Annotated in this window: 20 protein-coding genes; 12 read left to right on the top strand and 8 right to left on the bottom strand. The window is 55.2% G+C overall.

The genetic code is table 11. The features are described from left to right. The first annotated feature begins 26 nt into the window (after nt 1-26). The 5 genes from NP603_RS08675 to NP603_RS08655 all read left to right on the top strand — a co-directional run bounded on the left by NP603_RS08675 (nt 27) and on the right by NP603_RS08655 (nt 5,070). Nucleotides 27-422 (top strand): bacteriohemerythrin, encoded by a 396-nt coding sequence (locus tag NP603_RS08675; protein WP_256610467.1) that lies wholly within the window; start codon nt 27-29, stop codon nt 420-422. A gap of 248 nt (nt 423-670) precedes the next feature. Beyond that, nucleotides 671-1,801: a cytochrome c oxidase subunit II gene (gene coxB / locus NP603_RS08670; RefSeq protein WP_256610466.1), complete on the top strand. Its 1,131-nt coding sequence runs from the start codon at nt 671-673 to the stop codon at nt 1,799-1,801. A 53-nt stretch (nt 1,802-1,854) separates the two neighbouring features. Next, the gene (gene ctaD, locus NP603_RS08665; protein ID WP_256610465.1) at nt 1,855-3,471 is read left to right on the top strand and encodes a cytochrome c oxidase subunit I; all 1,617 of its coding nucleotides are present in this window, start codon (nt 1,855-1,857) and stop codon (nt 3,469-3,471) included. 163 nt (nt 3,472-3,634) lie between these two features. After that, nucleotides 3,635-4,180, top strand: a complete 546-nt coding sequence (locus NP603_RS08660; RefSeq protein ID WP_256610464.1) for a cytochrome c oxidase assembly protein — start codon at nt 3,635-3,637, stop codon at nt 4,178-4,180. Nucleotides 4,181-4,194: 14 nt separating this feature from the next. Further along, on the top strand, nt 4,195-5,070 hold the full coding sequence (locus NP603_RS08655) for a cytochrome c oxidase subunit 3 (protein WP_256610463.1): 876 nt from the start codon (nt 4,195-4,197) through the stop codon (nt 5,068-5,070). 62 nt (nt 5,071-5,132) lie between these two features. Here NP603_RS08655 and NP603_RS08650 read toward each other — a convergent pair whose 3' ends face one another. Continuing rightward, the gene (locus NP603_RS08650) at nt 5,133-5,393 is read right to left on the bottom strand and encodes a twin transmembrane helix small protein (RefSeq protein ID WP_256610462.1); all 261 of its coding nucleotides are present in this window, start codon (nt 5,391-5,393) and stop codon (nt 5,133-5,135) included. A gap of 77 nt (nt 5,394-5,470) precedes the next feature. Between NP603_RS08650 and NP603_RS08645 the strand changes: the two genes are divergently transcribed. Genes NP603_RS08645 through NP603_RS08620 form a run of 6 tightly spaced genes read left to right on the top strand, consistent with a single transcriptional unit; the run spans nt 5,471 to nt 10,836 of the window. Next, nucleotides 5,471-6,217, top strand: a complete 747-nt coding sequence (locus tag NP603_RS08645) for an SURF1 family protein (RefSeq protein WP_256610461.1) — start codon at nt 5,471-5,473, stop codon at nt 6,215-6,217. After that, on the top strand, nt 6,210-6,797 hold the full coding sequence (locus tag NP603_RS08640; protein WP_256610460.1) for a redox-active disulfide-containing membrane protein: 588 nt from the start codon (nt 6,210-6,212) through the stop codon (nt 6,795-6,797). Before NP603_RS08645 ends, NP603_RS08640 begins: the two co-directional genes overlap by 8 nt. Before the next feature lie 4 nt (nt 6,798-6,801). Beyond that, nucleotides 6,802-8,775, top strand: coding sequence for a signal recognition particle-docking protein FtsY (ftsY, locus tag NP603_RS08635; protein ID WP_256610459.1), 1,974 nt, complete (start codon nt 6,802-6,804; stop codon nt 8,773-8,775). A 4-nt stretch (nt 8,776-8,779) separates the two neighbouring features. Further along, a complete protein-coding gene (gene ftsE / locus NP603_RS08630) occupies nt 8,780-9,436 on the top strand; it encodes a cell division ATP-binding protein FtsE (RefSeq protein ID WP_140910672.1) in 657 nt (218 codons plus the stop codon). A gap of 2 nt (nt 9,437-9,438) precedes the next feature. Further along, nucleotides 9,439-10,401, top strand: coding sequence for a permease-like cell division protein FtsX (ftsX, locus tag NP603_RS08625; RefSeq protein ID WP_371928803.1), 963 nt, complete (start codon nt 9,439-9,441; stop codon nt 10,399-10,401). Nucleotides 10,402-10,404: 3 nt separating this feature from the next. Beyond that, nucleotides 10,405-10,836 carry a YcgN family cysteine cluster protein gene (locus NP603_RS08620; protein ID WP_256610457.1) on the top strand — a complete coding sequence of 144 codons (432 nt, stop codon included), beginning with the start codon at nt 10,405-10,407 and terminating at the stop codon, nt 10,834-10,836. 96 nt (nt 10,837-10,932) lie between these two features. Here the strand turns inward: NP603_RS08620 and NP603_RS08615 are convergent, their stop codons facing one another. From NP603_RS08615 to NP603_RS08605, 3 genes are all read right to left on the bottom strand, one after another. Continuing rightward, nucleotides 10,933-11,292, bottom strand: coding sequence for a hypothetical protein (locus tag NP603_RS08615; protein ID WP_256610456.1), 360 nt, complete (start codon nt 11,290-11,292; stop codon nt 10,933-10,935). A 3-nt stretch (nt 11,293-11,295) separates the two neighbouring features. Continuing rightward, nucleotides 11,296-11,490 (bottom strand): hypothetical protein, encoded by a 195-nt coding sequence (locus NP603_RS08610; RefSeq protein WP_256610455.1) that lies wholly within the window; start codon nt 11,488-11,490, stop codon nt 11,296-11,298. Between the two features lie 365 nt (nt 11,491-11,855). Beyond that, a complete protein-coding gene (locus NP603_RS08605) occupies nt 11,856-12,383 on the bottom strand; it encodes a gamma carbonic anhydrase family protein (RefSeq protein WP_256610454.1) in 528 nt (175 codons plus the stop codon). 195 nt (nt 12,384-12,578) lie between these two features. Between NP603_RS08605 and NP603_RS08600 the strand changes: the two genes are divergently transcribed. Then, nucleotides 12,579-13,241: a zf-TFIIB domain-containing protein gene (locus NP603_RS08600; protein ID WP_256610453.1), complete on the top strand. Its 663-nt coding sequence runs from the start codon at nt 12,579-12,581 to the stop codon at nt 13,239-13,241. 9 nt (nt 13,242-13,250) lie between these two features. On the opposite strand, the gene NP603_RS08595 is transcribed toward NP603_RS08600, so the two are convergent. The 4 genes from NP603_RS08595 to NP603_RS08580 are packed head-to-tail and all read right to left on the bottom strand — an operon-like array spanning nt 13,251 to nt 18,550. Continuing rightward, complete coding sequence (locus NP603_RS08595; RefSeq protein WP_256610452.1) at nt 13,251-13,814, bottom strand: chorismate--pyruvate lyase family protein; 564 nt, start codon at nt 13,812-13,814, stop codon at nt 13,251-13,253. Between the two features lie 3 nt (nt 13,815-13,817). Then, nucleotides 13,818-15,920 (bottom strand): ATP-dependent DNA helicase RecG, encoded by a 2,103-nt coding sequence (gene recG, locus NP603_RS08590; RefSeq protein WP_256610451.1) that lies wholly within the window; start codon nt 15,918-15,920, stop codon nt 13,818-13,820. 49 nt (nt 15,921-15,969) lie between these two features. Further along, on the bottom strand, nt 15,970-16,365 hold the full coding sequence (ridA, locus tag NP603_RS08585) for a deaminase RidA (RefSeq protein ID WP_256610450.1): 396 nt from the start codon (nt 16,363-16,365) through the stop codon (nt 15,970-15,972). Between the two features lies 1 nt (nt 16,366). Next, nucleotides 16,367-18,550, bottom strand: coding sequence for a RelA/SpoT family protein (locus tag NP603_RS08580; protein WP_256610449.1), 2,184 nt, complete (start codon nt 18,548-18,550; stop codon nt 16,367-16,369). Nucleotide 18,551: the final 1 nt, after the last annotated feature.

Here is an 18,551-nt window from a genome sequence, read left to right as displayed (position 1 = left end):
TTACAACTATAACCAGGAGACGTTTTATGGCTTTAATCACTTGGACCGCAGGACAATACGGCACCAACGTTGGCTTTGCAGATCAAGAGCATCAAACCCTGTTCGGCTTGTTGAACAAGTTGTACGACGAAGCAACCGGCGGCGCGCCGCGGGCAACCGTCGGTGCTTCTCTAGATGCGTTGATCGCTTATGTAGTCGACCATTTCGCCCACGAGGAAAAGGAAATGCAGGCCAAGGGTTTCGGCGGTTACGAGCGGCATAAGGCCGAACACGACGCACTGGTCGGTATTTGCGCCGATTTGCAGAAAAAATTTCATGCCGGCGAAGCCGAAGTGACCGACGAGGTGGGGCAAATGGTGAAGGGTTGGCTAGACAACCATATTCCGACTTATGACAAGGCCTACGCAGAAGTGCTAAGTTAAGTCAACCGGAATATTCGGTAGCAATGCCGTGAAGGCTTGCGGGCAGCGATGTCCGCAAGCCTTTTTTGCATTCATCGGATACGAACGGGAAAAGCTCTTCTGGTCTGCCGGGGAGTCATGGGTTAAAATTGCCCAGTTTATTTATGACAATTATCTGTAAAAGGAATTTGTTGCCTGTTCGGTGTCGGGCGACAAGATTACAACGATATAACGCATACAAGTTTATAACTACCAATGGGGGCTGCTCCGTGAAGAAAACTAAGCAACTGCTCGCATGTCCGGTTCTGATGGCTTTAGGGCTCGGATCGGCGCATGCGGACTACACACTCAATCTGACGAAAGGCGTGACCCAGCTCAGTAACGAGTTGTACGACCTGCACATGTTGATCATGTGGATCTGCGTTTTTATCGGTATCGCGGTATTCGGCACGATGTTTTACTCGATTTACCACCACCGCAAATCAAAAGGCCATCAAGCCGAGCAGTTCCATGAAAACACCACGGTCGAGATCATCTGGACCATCATCCCCACTCTGATCCTCGTCGGTATGGCGATTCCGGCGACCAAAGCCGTGGTCGACCTGGACCGGACCCAAGAATCGGAAATGTCGATCAAGGTGACCGGCAAGCAATGGTACTGGGATTACGAGTACCTGGACAACGGCATTCACTTCGAAAGCCATCTGGACGAAGCCAGTGAACGAGTCCACCGCGTCAGTTCCATGGACCCGCGTTCGGTACCTAACTACCTGTTGAACGTCGACAAACCGTTGGTGGTTCCGGTCAAAAAGAAAATCCGTTTCCTGTTTACCGCGGCCGACGTGATCCATTCTTGGTGGGTTCCCGAACTGGGCTGGAAAAAAGATGCCAACCCCGGTTTTGTCAACGAGGCCTGGACTTACGTCGACAAGCCCGGTACCTATCGCGGCCAATGTACCGAATTGTGCGGCCGCGACCACGGCTTTATGCCGGTAGTCGTAATTGCGATGGAGCAGGACCAATACGACGCCTGGGTTAAAGCAACTCTGGACAAGCAAAACCAAGCTCCCGATTTGAGCGACCAAACCCGTAACTCGCTGATGGCTCACGGCGAATCGGTTTATCTGAAAAACTGCGTGGCCTGCCACCAGATCGACGGCAATGGCATTCCGGGTTGGTTTCCAGCTTTGAGGGGCAGTGCCAAAGTTACCGGCAACATGGACCAATTGATCGGCTTCATCCAAGCCGGTACCAGCAAAATGCCGGCCTTCCGCAAATTACCGGATAACGAGTTGGCCGAGCTGATCACCTACATCAGAAACGCTCCGGCACTGGGCAACAACGTGGGTGATGAAATTCAGCCCAACAAAATCACACCCAAATGGGACGATGATGAGTAATTCGTTGATGTACGCATTGAACTCATTTTCTAATTTTTGCTGAGGTATAAAACATGACTGCTGTCGTAGCTGAACATGATGATCATCACGATCACCACGATCACGGCCCGGAGAAGGGCATCTTACGGTGGATAATCACCACCAACCATAAGGATATCGGTACCCTGTATTTGGTATTTGCGCTGGCGATGTTTTTCGTCGGCGGTACCATGGCGCTGATCATCCGCTCCGAGTTGTTCGAGCCCGGATTGCAATTCGTCGATCCGAATTTCTTCAACTCGATGACCACCATGCACGCTTTGGTGATGGTGTTCGGTGCGGTTATGCCGGCTTTCGTCGGTCTGGCCAACTGGATGATTCCGATGATGATCGGTGCGCCGGATATGGCGTTGCCGCGGATGAACAACATGAGCTTCTGGATGTTGGTCGCCGGCGTTTTATTGCTGGCCAGCACGTTGTTCATGGAAGGCGGTGCGCCTGCCGCCGGTTGGACTTTGTATCCGCCGTTGGTATTGCAAACCGGAAAAGCGTTTCCGTTTGCGATCTTCTCGGTACACATGTTGGGCATTTCGTCGATCATGGGTGCGATCAATGTAATCGCAACCATCTTCAACATGCGTGCTCCCGGCATGACCCTGATGAAAATGCCGTTGTTCGTCTGGACCTGGCTGATCACCGCATTCCTGCTGATCGCGATCATGCCGGTATTCGCCGGTGCGGTAACCATGTTGTTGACCGATAAATTCTTCGATACCAGTTTCTTCGATGCAGCCGGCGGCGGCGACCCGGTGTTATACCAACACATCTTCTGGTTCTTCGGTCATCCGGAAGTGTATGTGATGATTCTGCCCACCTTCGGCGTGGCTTCGACCATCATTCCGGTATTCGCCCGTAAACCGCTGTTTGGTTACGCTTCTATGGTGTATGCGACCGGTGCGATTGCCTTCCTGTCGTTCATCGTTTGGTCTCACCACATGTTTACTGTCGGTCTGCCGATCGCCGGCGAGTTGTACTTCATGTACGCGACGATGTTGATCGCGATTCCGACCGGGGTAAAAGTCTTCAACTGGACCGCCACGATGTGGAAAGGCTCGATGACTTTCGAAACGCCGATGCTGTTTTCGATCGCGTTCGTCGTGTTGTTCACGATGGGCGGTTTCACCGGCTTGATGATGTCGGTGGCGCCGGTGGATTTCCAATACCACGATACTTACTTTATCGTTGCCCACTTCCACTATACGTTGGTACCGGCCTCAGTCTTCATCCTGATGGCCGCCGGTTATTTCTGGTTGCCCAAATGGACCGGCAATATGTACAACGAGAAAATCGGCAAATTGCATTTCTGGTTGTCGGCGATTTCGGTCAACATCCTGTTCTTCCCGCAACACTTCCTGGGCTTGGCCGGCATGCCGCGCCGGATTCCTGATTACGCGGTGCAGTTTGCGGACTGGAACATGGTGTCCAGTATCGGTGCCTTCATTTACGGTTTCAGCCAGTTGTTGTTCGTCTACATCGTGATCGACACGATTCGCGGCGGAACCGGCGAGAAAGTCAGCGACGAAGTCTGGGAAGACGCCAGCAAGCACAGTCTGGAATGGACCGTGCCTTCGCCTGCGCCTTACCACACCTTTACCACTCCACCGGAAAAAATTCCGACCGAGCATTTCTGATTCGGTCTTAGCGACGCCGGTTGACTGCTCCATCGGGAAATTACCGGTGGAGCGTCTCGAGGAGCAACATGGATATTAAAAAGAAAAATATTTTGACGGCGGTGGTGCTGGCGGTGATTGCGATAACCATCTACGTGTTCGCGGTCATGAAGGCCATGTCGCAATGAGCGACGACGGTTTAGATAAAAAAAATACTCGTTTGGCGGTGAAGCTGGTTTTGTTCGCCGCAATGATGTTCGGATTCGGTTACGCCCTGGTTCCGCTCTACAACGTGTTATGCGATTTGGTAGGGCAGAACGCCAAAGTCGAGACCGTGGCAAAACAGGAAACGGCATTCCAGCCCGAGCAAAACCGCGAGGTGACGATGGAGTTCCTGACGTCGTTGAACCGGTCGGTGCCGATGGCGTTCAAGGCCGAGACGCCGAGCTTGAAAGTGCATCCGGGGCAGTATTACTCGGTGGGCTTTTATGCCAAGAATCTGAGCGACAGGCGCTTGAAGGTGCGGGCGGTGGCGACTTATTCGCCGGGCCAGGTCAAGGATTACGTAACCAAAGTGATTTGCTTTTGCGAATTGGAGCAGATCTTCGAGCCTAACGAAGAAAAAAATATGACCGTGCGTCTGGTGGTCGATCCCAAGCTGCCGGAGCGCTATAAAACCATTACGCTGTCTTACACTTTTTTTGAAATTACTGAAAATTCTGAAAATTAACAAAGGGGAAGGTTATGTCGACAAACACAGCTTATTACATCCCGCATAAAGCCACGTGGCCGGTGATGGCGACCGCCGGCTTGATGCTGACGCTGGCGGGGTTTGCCAATTATTTGAACGGTAATTCGGCCGGTTCCGGCATGATGATTACCGGCTTGCTGGTTTTCATTGCAATGCTGGGGGCCTGGTTTGCGTTGCAAGCCACCGAGAGCGAGTCCGGCATGTATAACCACGGCGTGGGTATTTCCTACCGTATGGGTATGATGTGGTTCATTTTTTCGGAAGTGATGTTCTTTGCCGTTTTCTTCGGCGCGTTGTGGTACACCCGTAACCTGTCGGTGTCCTGGTTGGGCGAAACCGGCGCCGTCAGCGGTCCGGGCCGTTCCACTCACGATGTATTGTGGCCTGCGTTCCAGGCTGTCTGGCCCACCAACGGCCCCGGCAAAGTCGGCGGCGATTTCGAACCGATGGGCGCATTCGGTTTGCCGTTCCTGAACACGCTGATTCTGTTGACCAGCGGCGTGACCTGCACCTGGGCCCATCACGGCTTGTTGGCGAAAAATCGTAGCCAATTGATCAAAGGCTTGGCGGCGACCGTCGGTTTGGGCTTTTTGTTCGTGGCCTTCCAAGCCAGCGAGTACCATGAAGCGTATGCCGAAATGGGTTTGACTTTGGGCTCCGGCATCTACGGCTCGACCTTCTTCATGTTGACCGGTTTCCACGGTTTCCACGTCTGCGTTGGTGCGATCATCCTGTCGGTAGTCTTGTTCAGAAGCTGGAAAGGCCACTTCACCCCGGAAAACCATTTTGCCTTCGAAGCCGCTGCCTGGTACTGGCACTTCGTCGACGTGGTCTGGTTAGGCTTGTTCGTGTTCGTTTACCTGCTGTAAATCCAATCGCCACTTAATAAAAAGCGCGGTCTTTTCGGATCGCGCTTTTTTTTTGTTCGAAATCAGGGGGCTGATGGATTGGTCGACGTTGTTGGAGCGCCATGCATGCGTGTGCCTATGCCGTGCGGCTGGATCAGGCCGGTGGCAAAGGCGATAAACAGCAAAATAAACACGCCCAACGACACGCCAATCCTGACGGTTAAGGCCCTTGCAGTCTTTTTCGAATCCTCGTCGTCTTTATGTTTGACGATATGGAACAGGGCGGAGCCGAGGCTGGTGATAATGGCGATAAATGCGGCAACGATGAGGATTTTGATGAGCATGTCGGCGGAACCGGGTAAAAATAATCATTGTCGGCGAATAGCGTGTGCTTGCCAATAGCGGGGTAACGGTTGGGAAAATGGTGATTAAATTCAATGCCTTCGGCGTCGAGTTGCGGCTCGGTTGGCCGATATTCACGGCTTACTTGGTGTTGCTGGCCTTGCTATGCAATTTGGGTTTTTGGCAATTGCGGCGTGCAGTGGAAAAGCAAGCCTTGTTGGATGCGCAACAGGCTGCTCTGTTCGCTCCGACTCTGGACTTGAACGGCGACGTGTTGATCGATGCGGCGGAGTACCGTTACCGCCCAGCGAGTTTGCGCGGACATTACGATCAAGCACATCAGATTTTGCTCGACAATCAGGTGATGGACGGTAAGCCGGGATATTTGGTGTTGACGCCTTTTCTACCCGGCAACGGCCAGGCCGCCGTATTGGTAAACCGGGGTTGGGTCGCAATGGGCGGGTCGCGCGACACAGTACCCGATTTGAGCATTGCCGACCCAGTCGATCAGGTGCAGGGGAGGATCAATCGTTTCCCCGAGCCCGGTATCCGCTTACAGGGCGCCGAAGTTCCCGGCGATAGTTGGCCGGTGAGGGTGCAAGTGATCGATACCCGATTGGTGGCCGCGAAATTGGGTTACGCCGTGGCGGATTACCAAATCGAGTTGAATCCGGATCAGCCCGCGGGCTATCGCCGCGAATGGAAGACCGCGGTAACGATCCCGCCTGAAAAACACCGGGCCTATGCAGTACAATGGTTCGGTTTAGCATTGACCTTAACCGTGCTGTTTGTTTGGCACAGTAGCCGCAAAACATATCGTGGATAAACAACATCGTAAAAACCGCATCACCATTTTGGTGATTTTCGCAATGTCTGTGATTCCGTTCGGCATTGCCTGGTATTTGGCGAAACACCCTGACATTGTCCGCCTAGGTACCAACCACGGCGAATTGATCAGTCCGCCGTTGATTACGGACGCCGGGGAGTATTCCGGAGTCGATCCTTTTTCCGCGGAACATATCGGCGAGTTGAAAGGACATTGGGTCTTGATCAATCCGGTGGCGGGCGAATGCGGCGAAACCTGTCGGGTTGCGCTCCATAAGACCAATCAAATCGGCTTGATGATGGGTAAGGACATTGCCAGGATTCGGCGATTGGCACTGCTATTCGATAACAAATTGCCCCTGCCGGCCGAGTGGCGCGACGACGGCCGTCTGCTGAAGGTTTCGCCTGCGCCAAGCTTGCAACAAAAACTTACAACAATAAATCCAAGTCCGCTACCGGATGGTAGCCTGCTGATCATGGATCCGTTGGGCAACGTAATGATGAAATACGCACCCGGTTACGATCCATATCAGGTCAGAGACGACTTGAGCAAGTTACTCAGAATTTCACAAATCGGTTGATCACATGTTCAGAAAACTAACCCTGTGTTGCACGCTACTAGCGCTGCTTGTCATCGTCGTCGGCGCCTATGTGCGCTTGACTCATGCCGGCCTCGGCTGCCCGGATTGGCCCGGCTGCTACGGTAAAGCCTTCGTCAGCGACAGTCCGCAATTCAAAGCCGAAGCAGCGGCCGGATTTCCGCAGCAAGCGCTCGATACCGCCAAGGCCTGGAAAGAAATGGCACATCGTTATTTGGCGGGCGGCTTGGCCGTTTTGGCACTGGTCTGGTTCGGATTCGCTTGGCGCCAGAGTGAGCGGGCCGCCGCGTTGGCTTGGAGCGGGTTGGCATTGTTTCTGATTGCCGCTCAGGCTGCACTGGGCATGTGGACCGTTGCCTCCGGCACCATGCCGCTTGTGGTCACCGGCCATCTACTGTTGGGATTTGCCACGTTCTGGGCCATCGCCTGGAGCTATTTGCGGTTGCATCCGCAGTTGACGCCGAGAACGGCGAAGTCCGGACCGACCTGGTTTGTCTGGATTGCTATTTTGGTATTGCTGGCCCAAATCGGTTTGGGCGGATGGGTCAGCAGCAATTACGCCGGTCTGGCCTGCGCCGATTTTCCGCGTTGTAACGGCCAGTGGCTGCCGGAAACCGATTACCAACGCGCATTCGATCTATTCGGCAATGCCGATGCTTTGTCTGCCGATGCGAAGATGGCGATTCAGGCGGTGCATCGGGTATTTGCTGGGTTTACCTTTCTGGTATTGAGCGCATTGATGTTGGTCGCGACCTCTGAACGTTACCCGAGGCCAGTGCGCATGGCCGGCAATGCCCTGAGTCTGCTGTTGCTGATTCAAATCGCTCTCGGCGTCTTCGGCGTCAAAAACACGCTGCCGTTAGCGCTGGCGGTCGCGCATAATGCGTTCGCGGCCTTGTTGATGCTCCCCTTGTTGGCAATGTTGCTGTTCAGCCGATACAGCCTGGGCGACGAAGCCGAACTGGTTGCAGAACCAGGCGAATGGCCGCTCGTTCCCGAGCCGGCGGCCGAAACGGTCGTGGCGCAGCCTTCCAGTCCGGAATCGTTGTACCTGAGGCTGACCGGTCAGTTGAAAAAGACGCGTAGCGGACTGAGCGGTGTATTGGGAAGCTTGGCCTTCGGCCAAAAAGCCGTTACCAAGGATTTGCTGGAGCAATTGGAGGCCGATCTGTTGATGGCCGACCTGGGCATCGAAACCACCAGCCAGATTATCCAGCAATTGACCGCAAACCTGGAACGCGACCAGCTCAGCGACGGCGAAGCCCTGAGCGCCGCCTTGAAACAGCAGTTGCAAGCCCTGTTGGAGCCCTGCAGTCAGCCGTTGCGGATTCCGCAACAGGAAGGGCCTTTCGTGATTTTGGTGGTCGGCGTCAACGGCGTCGGCAAGACCACGTCCATCGGCAAACTGGCCAAACGCCTGCAACAGCAAGGCCACAGTGTGATGCTGGCGGCTGGCGATACTTTCCGCGCTGCGGCGGTCGAACAATTGCAGACTTGGGGCGAGCGTAACAATGTTCAGGTTGTGGCTCAACATACCGGCGCCGACTCTGCTTCGGTGATTTTCGATGCCTTGCAATCGGCCAAAGCCAAGAACATCGATGTGCTGATCGCCGACACCGCCGGCCGTTTGCACACCAAATCCAATTTGATGGACGAGTTGAAGAAGATCAAACGCATCATGGGCAAATTGGACGAATCGGCGCCGCATGAAGTGTTGCTGATTCTGGATGCCGGCACCGGCCAGAATGCGCTGTCGCAAGCCAGGTTATTCAACGAAGCGGTCGCGCTGACCGGTATCGCCTTGACCAAATTGGACGGCACCGCCAAAGGCGGTATCATTTTCGCGTTGGCCAACCAGTTGCGGGTGCCGATCCGTTTTATCGGCGTCGGCGAGCAGATAGACGATTTGCAGGATTTCGACGCGAAAACTTTCGTCGATGCGCTGTTTGTAAAAGACTGAGCCCATGCTGAAATTCGAACACGTGAGCAAACGCTATCCGGATGCCGGCGAGGCTTTGACCGACGTCAGTTTTCATTTGCAACGTGGCGAGATGGCGTTTTTGACCGGGCGTTCCGGGGCCGGAAAAAGTACTTTGCTGAAGTTGATTGCAATGATGGAGCAGTGCACGCGCGGTAACATCTTTCTGGATGGTCAGAATATCAGTCGGATTAGCGACCGGAAAATACCCTATATGCGGCGAAACCTGGGTTTGATCTTTCAGGACTACAAATTGCTGAACGACCGGACCGTATTCGATAACGTGGCATTGCCACTGGTGGTTTCCGGCTACAACCATCAGGAAGTCGCGCGTCGGGTCCGGGCGTCACTGGATAAGGTCGGCTTGCTGGGCAAGGAACGCAAACACCCGCTGGCTCTGTCCGGCGGAGAGCAGCAGCGGGTCGGCATCGCCAGAGCCATCGTCAACAAACCGAAACTGATATTGGCCGACGAACCCACCGGCAACCTGGATCCGGATTTGTCGGCAGAAGTCATGCATATGTTCGAGCAGTTCAAGCAGGTCGGCGTGACGGTATTGGTCGCGACCCACGACATAGAACTGATCAATCACCTGGAACATCGGGTGCTGACGCTCGACAAAGGCCATTTGGTAGCAAGTTGATGATGACACAAATCCGCCGTAAACATGCCGGCAATCGTATTGTAGAGCTATTTGAGGCCTATCTGCTGAACCATGCCCACGGCCTGTTTTCCAGTCTGGGCCGCTTGACCCGCACGCCGTTCACCTCGGCGATGACAGTGTTGGTGTTGGCGATTGCAGTATCGTTGGCCAGCAGCTTTTACATCGTCGTGGCAAACGTCGAGCAGTTGACCGGCAATCTGGAATCGAGTAACCAAATGTCGCTGTTCCTGCATGAGGGCATTACCGATGCGGCGGGGCAGAAGCTCATGGAACAGTTGCAACAAAACCCGAGCGTTGCCGAAGTCAAGTACATCAGCAAAAAGCAGGCGTTGGAGGAGTTCAAAGCCAATAGCGGTTTCAGCGATGCGTTAAACGCTCTGGAGCGCAATCCGTTGCCCAGCGTGATTCAGGTGTTACCGCGGAATGCGCTGGAACATAGCGAGGATATCGAGAAATTGATGGCCGATTTCAAGCAATTGCCGCAAGTAGAGTTCGTCCAGGTCGATATGCAATGGGTGGCGCGGCTGCAAACCATTATGCTGATCGCCAGCCGCGGTGTGCTTTTGGTCAGCTTGCTGCTCGGATTTGCCGTGACTTTCATCACCGGCAACACGATTCGCCTGGAATTGCAAAACCGTCAGGACGAGGTGTTCATTTCCAAGCTGGTCGGTGCTACCCATGCTTTTATCCAGCGCCCGTTTCTGTACACCGGATTCTGGCTCGGTTTTATCTCCGGCTTCTTGGGCTGGCTGATCGTCACGGTCATGTTGCTGATTCTGGAGTCCCCGGTAGAAAAGCTCTCCACGCTCTACAATAGTTCGTTCGAATTGCTGTTTTTGAGCTTTTCCGAGTTCTTGTTGTTGCTGATGATTTCGGCGGCGCTGGCGGTGCTGGGTTCTTGGGCGGTTTTGCATTATCAACTGCGCCAACTAAAGCCCCAGTAAACGATGAAATTTTGGGAAACCAAAACCTTGCTCCAAATGACCGCTCAGGAGTGGGAGTCCTTGTGCGACCATTGCGGCCAGTGCTGTTTGCATAAACTCGAGGATGAAGATACCGGCGACATTGCGTTTACCAATGTTGTCTGCGACTTGATCGATCTGAATACTTGTAGCTGTACCCGTTACAGTGAACGCTGCACGCTGGTGCCGGATTGCCTTGATTTGAAGCAGCATGATTTTGCCGAGTACCGCTGGATGCCGAAAACCTGTGCCTACCGACTATTGGCTGACGGTCAACCTTTGCCGGATTGGCATCCTTTGGTTTCCGGTTCGGCGGACTCGGTTAGAGATGCAGGGGTGTCGATCAGCAGTTATGCTATCAAGGAATCGCAGGTCACCGACCTGGAAGATCATATCATCGACTGGTTGCAACCTTAGCCGCCTGAAAACGTGCCGCCGAACAAACGGATTTCGGCGGCATTCGGGTTGGAAAAACCGGGACGTTGCAGAGTTTGTCCCGCGGGGAATCAACTATTAGCCTTTGCCCGGCAGCATGCCTACCGTGCCCGGTTTGATGCGTTTGCAGGCCACAACCACGTCTTCCTGGTGGCATCTGGCTTCCTGAGTATTGCCGCAACTGTCGCAGACGGTATTGCCGACACTTTTTACTTCGTCGACATGCCAGCCGTAGCCTTGCGACTGGCAAAACTTCTTGCTGAAACGGTCGATGTTATAGTTTTTCGTCGCGTTTTCTTTGGCTTTTGATACGGCTTGGCAATGCTCAGGCGCCAGCGTATTCGCCATAATGTCGCGATAAATGTATTCGGTGGCGTTAACCGGATTAGCCAATAACAGCGTGGCGAACAGGCTGCCGATGAAAGTGGTTTTGATCATAACTTAGTCCTCGCGATTGGCGATAACGCGGATGTTCATCAGCCGATTTTCTTCGGCGATTTGATCTTTAATGGGGGCGAATTTTTCGTTCTCGTTCATTTTTACCGCCAAAATTGCCCCGACGACGACTGCCGTGGCCAAGACGACGTAGAGGACGAAGTTATCTTTTTCCGGTTTTTCTTGAGTAACTTGTGACATGGTGCTGCGCCTCGCTAGCTGTGGCTTTGGCCTCTAACGTGCCGAAACCGATTATTAAAACCGGTGTCCGCGCCATCAGGGCGGACCCGTGCATTCTGACACTAGCCGCATTGGGTGTTCGTGGTCGTGGCAACGAGTTGCCTACGGGACGGCGGTACTGGAGACGGTTGCCTCGGCAATGCCCGGATGGGGCAGTGCTTATCAATGAAACTGCTTATGGCCGTTTCGATCCGTCAAATGGTGTCGAATCGAAACAATAAAGCAAGTGGCGGGGCTTGTCAAACAAATATCGTATCAATATTATGGCCTGGTCTCGATTTCGGCAAGCACAAGCTGTACCGATCGGACTCGGCAAATCCAACCAGTCAACCGAGATAATCGTTCTTCAAGCGCACATAGTGTTTGGCCGAATACTCCAGAAATTGTTTTTCGGCATCGGTCAGAGCACGGATTTGCTTCGCCGGCGCGCCGACGTATAAAAAACCGCTTTCCAATTTCTTGCCCGGCGCCACCAGCGCGCCGGCCCCTAGCATCACGTAATCGCCCAGTTCGGCGTCGTCCATGACGATCGCGCCGATGCCTATCAGACAGTAATCGCCTATCGTACAGGCGTGGACCACGGCCCGATGGCCAATCGTGACGCCCCGGCCGATAGTGAGCGGATGGCCGTTCGGCGAAAAATCGCCGGCGTGGGAGACGTGCAATACCGCGCCGTCCTGGACATTAGTGCCGCTACCGATTTTGATGCTCTCGACGTCGCCGCGCACGACACTGGTCGGCCAGATCGAAACGTCATCGCCCAGCTCAACGTCGCCGATCACGATTGCGGCATCGTCAACGAACACGCGTTCACCTACCCGGGGAGATTTACCTTTATAAATTCTGATTGCCACTGCAACTCCGTATTTTTGCCATAATTGAGCGGCGATATTACGCAATAATTCGCGTGTTCTCCAGTGTGACGAGGTGGCGATGAGGGTCGAGGATGGCATTGAGTTCAGGATGGCGGCGGATGCTCAATTATCCGCCGGCTTGCGTGCAGAAATGTCGTATTCTGCGGTCGCTAACCCTTTTCGGAGCGAGCGCTAATGGCTCTTTGCATGCAATGCTCGGCGCCGTTGCCGGCCAATACGCAGGTGTGCCGATATTGCGGCGTGCGCAACGACATGGACTTACTCGGGCGACAAGCTGTTCGCGTCGCCGACGCCGGTGTTAAGCGCCAATGCCCTAACTGCGCAATCGGACTGCAAACCGTTGCGTTGAGCCGTGAAGGTACGCTGCATATCGAGCGTTGCTCCGAGTGTTTCGGCTTGTTTTTCGATCCGGGCGAACTGGAGGTGCTGCTGGAAGACTCGGTTGCGCCGGTGGCCGACTTCAATCTGCCTCTGCTGCAAAACATCAATCGCGAACGTTACCAAGCCGATCGTCCGGTCAAATATTTGAAATGCCCGGTTTGCCAGGTGTTGATGAACCGGATGCTTTACGGCTACCAGAGCGGCGTGGTCGTCAACCGTTGCAAGGGCCACGGCGTGTGGCTGGATAACGGCCAGATCAGTCATTTGTTGGAATGGAAAAAGGCCGGTGGCCAGTTGCTCGATCGAAAAAAGACGACGGAACGCCAAGCCAAGGCCCGAGCCGAAACCGCCAAACCCGCATTTCGCAGCGATTCTGCTGTGCCCGCTAACCGGGCCGGCAGCGAAGCCGAGGTTTTGGAGGCTATTGCCGCGGTGGTTTTCAAATTGTTCGAGTAACTGAGTCGCCTAAATCTTTTGCAACAGCGCAGGCAGAAAAAATTCGGCGACCAGCAATGAATGGCCGTGAATGGCATACTCCGTGCGCCGGCCCCAAACCGCCTGTTCCAACGCGATCCTGGTCTGTACGGCAGGCGTCCATTGGCTTGGTTCGGCACGGCTGAACTGGCGCTGGCGGCGTTCAAGGTCGGGATAGGCGAAAATCACTTCCCCCAATGGCCGGTTGCCGAGGTGAGACAGATTGCGGTGGGCAATCTTGATGGTAGGGTCCGGCAAAACGGTACGCGCCAATACCAGCGGCCGGCCATCGGCATGCAACAAAACCTCGCGGATCAACTGGTAGCGCGCCGGCGGCAACTGAAGTAGCCGGCACTCGTCGTTGAATGCCGGTTTCCAGCGGTGGAACAGTAACTCGACACCGAAGCGGTTGCCGTAAATCCCGCGCAAGCGCTTGGTCAACGAACCGGTCTCGTTTAGCCAGGATTGCAGCGCTGGCGTTAATCGTCGCTGTGCCGCGGTCTCGTGGGCAGACCACAGCGGCGGGCGTTTAAATAGAAAACTCTTGTCGGGCAATGGCTAAACCTCGGCGTAATGGCGGCTGCGGCCGATCCAGCGGTCGATGAGGGGTTGGATGATTTCGGGATGATGTTGAACGATTGTCTGCGCGGCGGCCGGAATCGATTCCAGCAGTTCGCGGTCGCGTTCCAGGTCGGCGATTTTAAACTGAATCTGTCCGGTCTGGCGGGTGCCCATCACTTCGCCGGGGCCGCGCAATTCCAGGTCTTTTTCGGCGATGACGAAGCCGTCGTTGCTTTGTTTCAAAATTGCCAGGCGTTGTTTGCCGGTTTGCGACAACGGCGCTTGGTAGAGCAGCAGGCAATAACTGTCCTGATTGCCGCGCCCGACCCGGCCGCGCAACTGATGCAATTGCGATAGTCCCAGCCGTTCCGGATTTTCGATCACCATCAGCCCGGCGTTGGGTACGTCGACGCCGACTTCGATCACCGTAGTAGCCACCAATAGGTCGCACTCCCGGTTTTTGAACGCCTGCATCACCGCGTCCTTCTCGGCAGATTTCATCCGGCCGTGGACCAAGCCGATGCGTACCTTGGGTAGCGCTTGGCGCAACGCGGCGGCGGTCTTTTCCGCCGCCTCGCATTGCAGGACTTCCGACTCCTCGATCAAGGTACAAACCCAATAGGCTTGGCGTTGTTGAGCGACCCAATGTTCGATCCTGCCGATCACGTCCGCCCGGCGTTCCGACGATATCGCGCTGGTTGCGACCGGTTTGCGGCCCGGCGGTAGTTCGTCGATCACCGAGATGTCCAAATCGGAATATTGCAGCATTGCCAAGGTTCGCGGAATCGGCGTTGCGGTCATGATCAACTGGTGCGGCCGCAAACCGCCGGTTTGGCCTTTTTCGCGCAAGGCCAAACGCTGATGGACGCCGAAACGGTGTTGCTCGTCGATGACGATCAACCCCAGTTTGTGAAAATGCACACTGTCCTGGAACAAGGCATGGGTGCCGATCACAATCCCGGCGCTGCCGTCGGCCAGCGCCTGTAACGTTTGTTGCCGGGTTTTGCCCTTCAGTTGGCCGCTCAGAAACAGCACTCGGGTCGGCAGGTCGGCGAACCAATGCGTGAAATTGCGGAAATGCTGCTCGGAGAGTAATTCGGTCGGCGCCATGATCGCAGTCTGGTAGCCGGAAGCGAGTGCAGCCAGTGCGGCCAGCGCGGCGACCACGGTCTTGCCCGAGCCGACGTCGCCTTGCACCAGGCGCAGCATCGGCCGGTTTTGCCGGCAATCGGCCTCGATTTCGGCGGCCACCCGCTGCTGCGCGGCGGTCAGCCGAAACGGCAAAGCGGCCAGAAAGGCTTGTTTGGTCTGCCCATCCAGGCTTAGAGCCGGCGCCGGCCATTGTTTGTAGGCCTGTTTGCCTTGCAGTAAGGCCAGATGGTGGGCCAGAAATTCCTCGAACGCCAGGCGCCGCAACGCCGGTAACGGCGTTCCGCTCAATATCTGCGCGGACAGTTGTGGTGGCGGTGAATGCAGAGTATGCAGTGCGTCCTGCAGGCTGGGGTAGTCTCGGCTTTGCAGCAGTTCTGCAGGTAACCAGTCCTTTATCGCATCGCGGCTGTGCAGGCATAGGCTCAGAGCCTGGCGGGCGGCTTTGCGTATTGCTGACTGGGAGACGCCTTCGGTTAACGGATACACCGGTGTCAGCGTCTGCTCGATCAGTTGCGTCGGATCGTCGACCAGTCGGTATTCCGGATGTACCATTTCCAGCCCGGCAAAGCCGTAACGGATTTCGCCGAAACAGCCGATCTGTACGCCGGGCTTCAATTGCTGGCTTTGTTGCACCGAGAAATGAAAAAACCGGAGCGACAGTTCGCCGCCGCCGTCGGCGATGCGGCAAATCACGCTATTTCTGCCGCGTTGAATCTGGTCGGTGAATTCGACGCGGCCGCAAACCAAGACCGTCATACCGGGCAGCAATTGGTTGAGCGGCGTAATCCGGCTGCGGTCCTGGTAACGTAACGGCAGGTGGAACAACAGGTCCTGCACATGGCGGATGCCGAGTTTTTCCAGGCGGGCGGCGGATTGGGCGCCGATTCCGTTCAATGTGGTGACCGGCAACGACCGCGGGTCCGGATGCTGGTGCGGTTCGGTAGGCATCGGTACTAGGGGCGGGGCGGACGTTTGTTTCCGCCGCACGGCGCCGAGGTCAGTAATATTCGTTGGGTAAAACCAAAATGGCGTCCATTTCGACGCCGGCCGATTTGGGCAGTGCGGCAACGCCAATCGCGGCGCGGGCAGGGTAGGGTTGGTGGAAGTATTCCGCCATGATTTCGTTGACGATCGGAAAATGGCTTAGATCGGTCAGAAACACGTTCAGTTTGACGATGTCGTTCAAGTTGCCGCCGGCGGCTTCGGCTACAGCTTGCAGATTGTCGAATACCCGGCGGATTTGCAGGCTGATATCGCCGTCGACCATTTGCATGGTTTGCGGATCCAGCGGAATTTGTCCGGACAGGTAGACGGTATTGTCGACTTTGACGGCTTGCGAGTAAGTGCCGATGGCTTGCGGCGCCAGCGGCGTGGAGACGGTTTCCTTGCTCATGTTATGCCTTGATGCGGGTGATTTTTAAAACGATGGACAGCTTTTTCAACTTGCGGATGATGTTGGCCAGATGCACGCGGTCGCGCACGGCAAGAACCAGCAAATCCACCGAGACCCGGTCGTCCTGGCTGACGACGTTGATGTTCTCGATGTTAGAATCCATGCTGGAGATGGTCGAGGCAATCGTGGCCAGCGAGCCGCGCTGGTTCAGCAACTCGATCCGGATTTCGGCCGGGAATTCGCCGCTCGCTTCCGGGCTCCATTCCACATCCAGCCAGGTGGTTTGTTTTTTGCGGACTTCGTTACTGTTGCGGCATTCGTGGTGGTGGACCACGATGCCTTTGCCGGGGTTGAAAAAACCGATGATCGGATCCCCCGGAATCGGCCGGCAACATTTGGCCAGACTGACGACGATGCCCTCGGTGCCCTTGATGATCAACGGGGTCTTATGGTGCGGTTCGTTGTCGTCCAGTTTGACTGCGGCGTTGACGTCGGTCTGACTGATGCGTTTGGCAACCAGGAACGGCATCCGGTTGCCGAGGCCGATATCTTCCAGCAATTCGTTCAACGAGTGTTTTTTCAAGACTTGCAACACCTGCAGAATGCGGGTGTTGTCGACGCTTTCCAATTGAATGCCCAGGCTGTGCAGTTCTTTTTCCAACAGGCGGCGGCCGAGGTTGATGGCTTCCTGCTGGTTGAAGTTCTTCAAATAGGCGCGGATGCAACTGCGGGCCTTGGCGGTGATCACGTAATTCAGCCACAACGGATTGGGTCTGGCCCAGGCGGCGGTGATTACTTCGACCGTCATACCGTTTTCCAGCTTGGTTTGTAGCGGCACCAGTTTTTTATCGATCCGCGCCGAAATGCAGGCGTTGCCGACGTCGGTATGCACCATGTAAGCGAAGTCGACCACGGTAGCGCCGCGCGGTAGCTTGATAATCTTACCTTTCGGCGTAAACACGAATACTTCCTGCGGAAACAGGTCAACCTTGAGGTTGTCGATGAATTCGAGCGAATCGCCGGCCGATTTCTGAATTTCCAGTAGGTCGCGCAGCCATTCGTTGGCGCGGGCTTGTATCGTCTCGCTTTTGTCGTTGTCCGACTTGTATAGCCAATGAGCGGCGATGCCGGACTCGGACAGGCGGTGCATTTCGTGGGTGCGGATCTGGATCTCGATCGGTACGCCGTAAGGGCCGATCAGAATCGTGTGCAGCGACTGGTAGCCGTTGGCTTTGGGCAGGGCGATATAGTCCTTGAACCGGCCGGGTACCGGTTTGTACAGGTTATGCACGCAACCGAGGGCGCGGTAGCAATCGTCGACTTGCGAGCAATAAATGCGAAATGCGTATACGTCAAACACGTCGGTAAACGAAATTCGTTTGTTCAGCATTTTCTGGTAGATGCTAGCGATGTTTTTTTCCCGTCCCGCTACGGTGCCGTCCAGCCCGGATTCTTTCAGCCGGTTTTGAATCGCGTTCTGGATCGTGTCGATGATTTCCTTGCGGTTACCGCGCGATTTTTTTACCGCGTTGTTGATCGCCGCGTAACGGTTGGGATAAAGAGCCTTGAAACCCAGCGATTCAAGCTGGTGGCGAACGTCGTTCATGCCGAGGCGGTTGGCGATCGGCGCGTAGATTTCCAGCGTTTCCTTGGCGATCCGGCGCTTTTTGTCCAACGGCATATTGCCCATGGTTTGCATGTTGTGCAGCCGATCCGCCAGTTTGACCACGATCACCCGCAGATCTTGAGCCATGGCTAAAAACATTTTGCGGACGTTTTCCGCTTGCGCCTCGGCGCGGGAGCGGCTGTCGATCTTGGATAGTTTGGTGACCCCATCCACCAGATCGGCAACCTCGGAACCGAATTGTTCGCTAAGTTGTTCCTTGGTGATGGGGGTGTCTTCGATCACATCGTGCAGAATGGCCGCCATGATGCCATGGGCATCCATGTGCATGCCGGCCAACGTAATCGCGACTGAAACCGGGTGACAAATGTAAGCTTCGCCGCTCCGACGGAATTGGCCGGAGTGGGCGGCCGCGCCGAAATGGTAGGCGCGGACGACATCGTTGATTTGTTCTTGGTCGAGATAGCTGCGCAGAATATCGCAGAGCTGGTGCAACAGCTTTTCTTCCGGATGCTCTATGGCCGGAAGCGCTGGAGTGGGCTTGGCAGCTGTCTCGGGCATA

The organism is Methylomonas aurea (assembly GCF_024505045.1).
Taxonomy (GTDB): Bacteria; Pseudomonadota; Gammaproteobacteria; order Methylococcales; family Methylomonadaceae; genus Methylomonas; species Methylomonas aurea.
The sequence above is the reverse complement of the archived record's forward strand: the minus strand, read 5'-3'. Positions and strand labels throughout refer to the sequence as shown.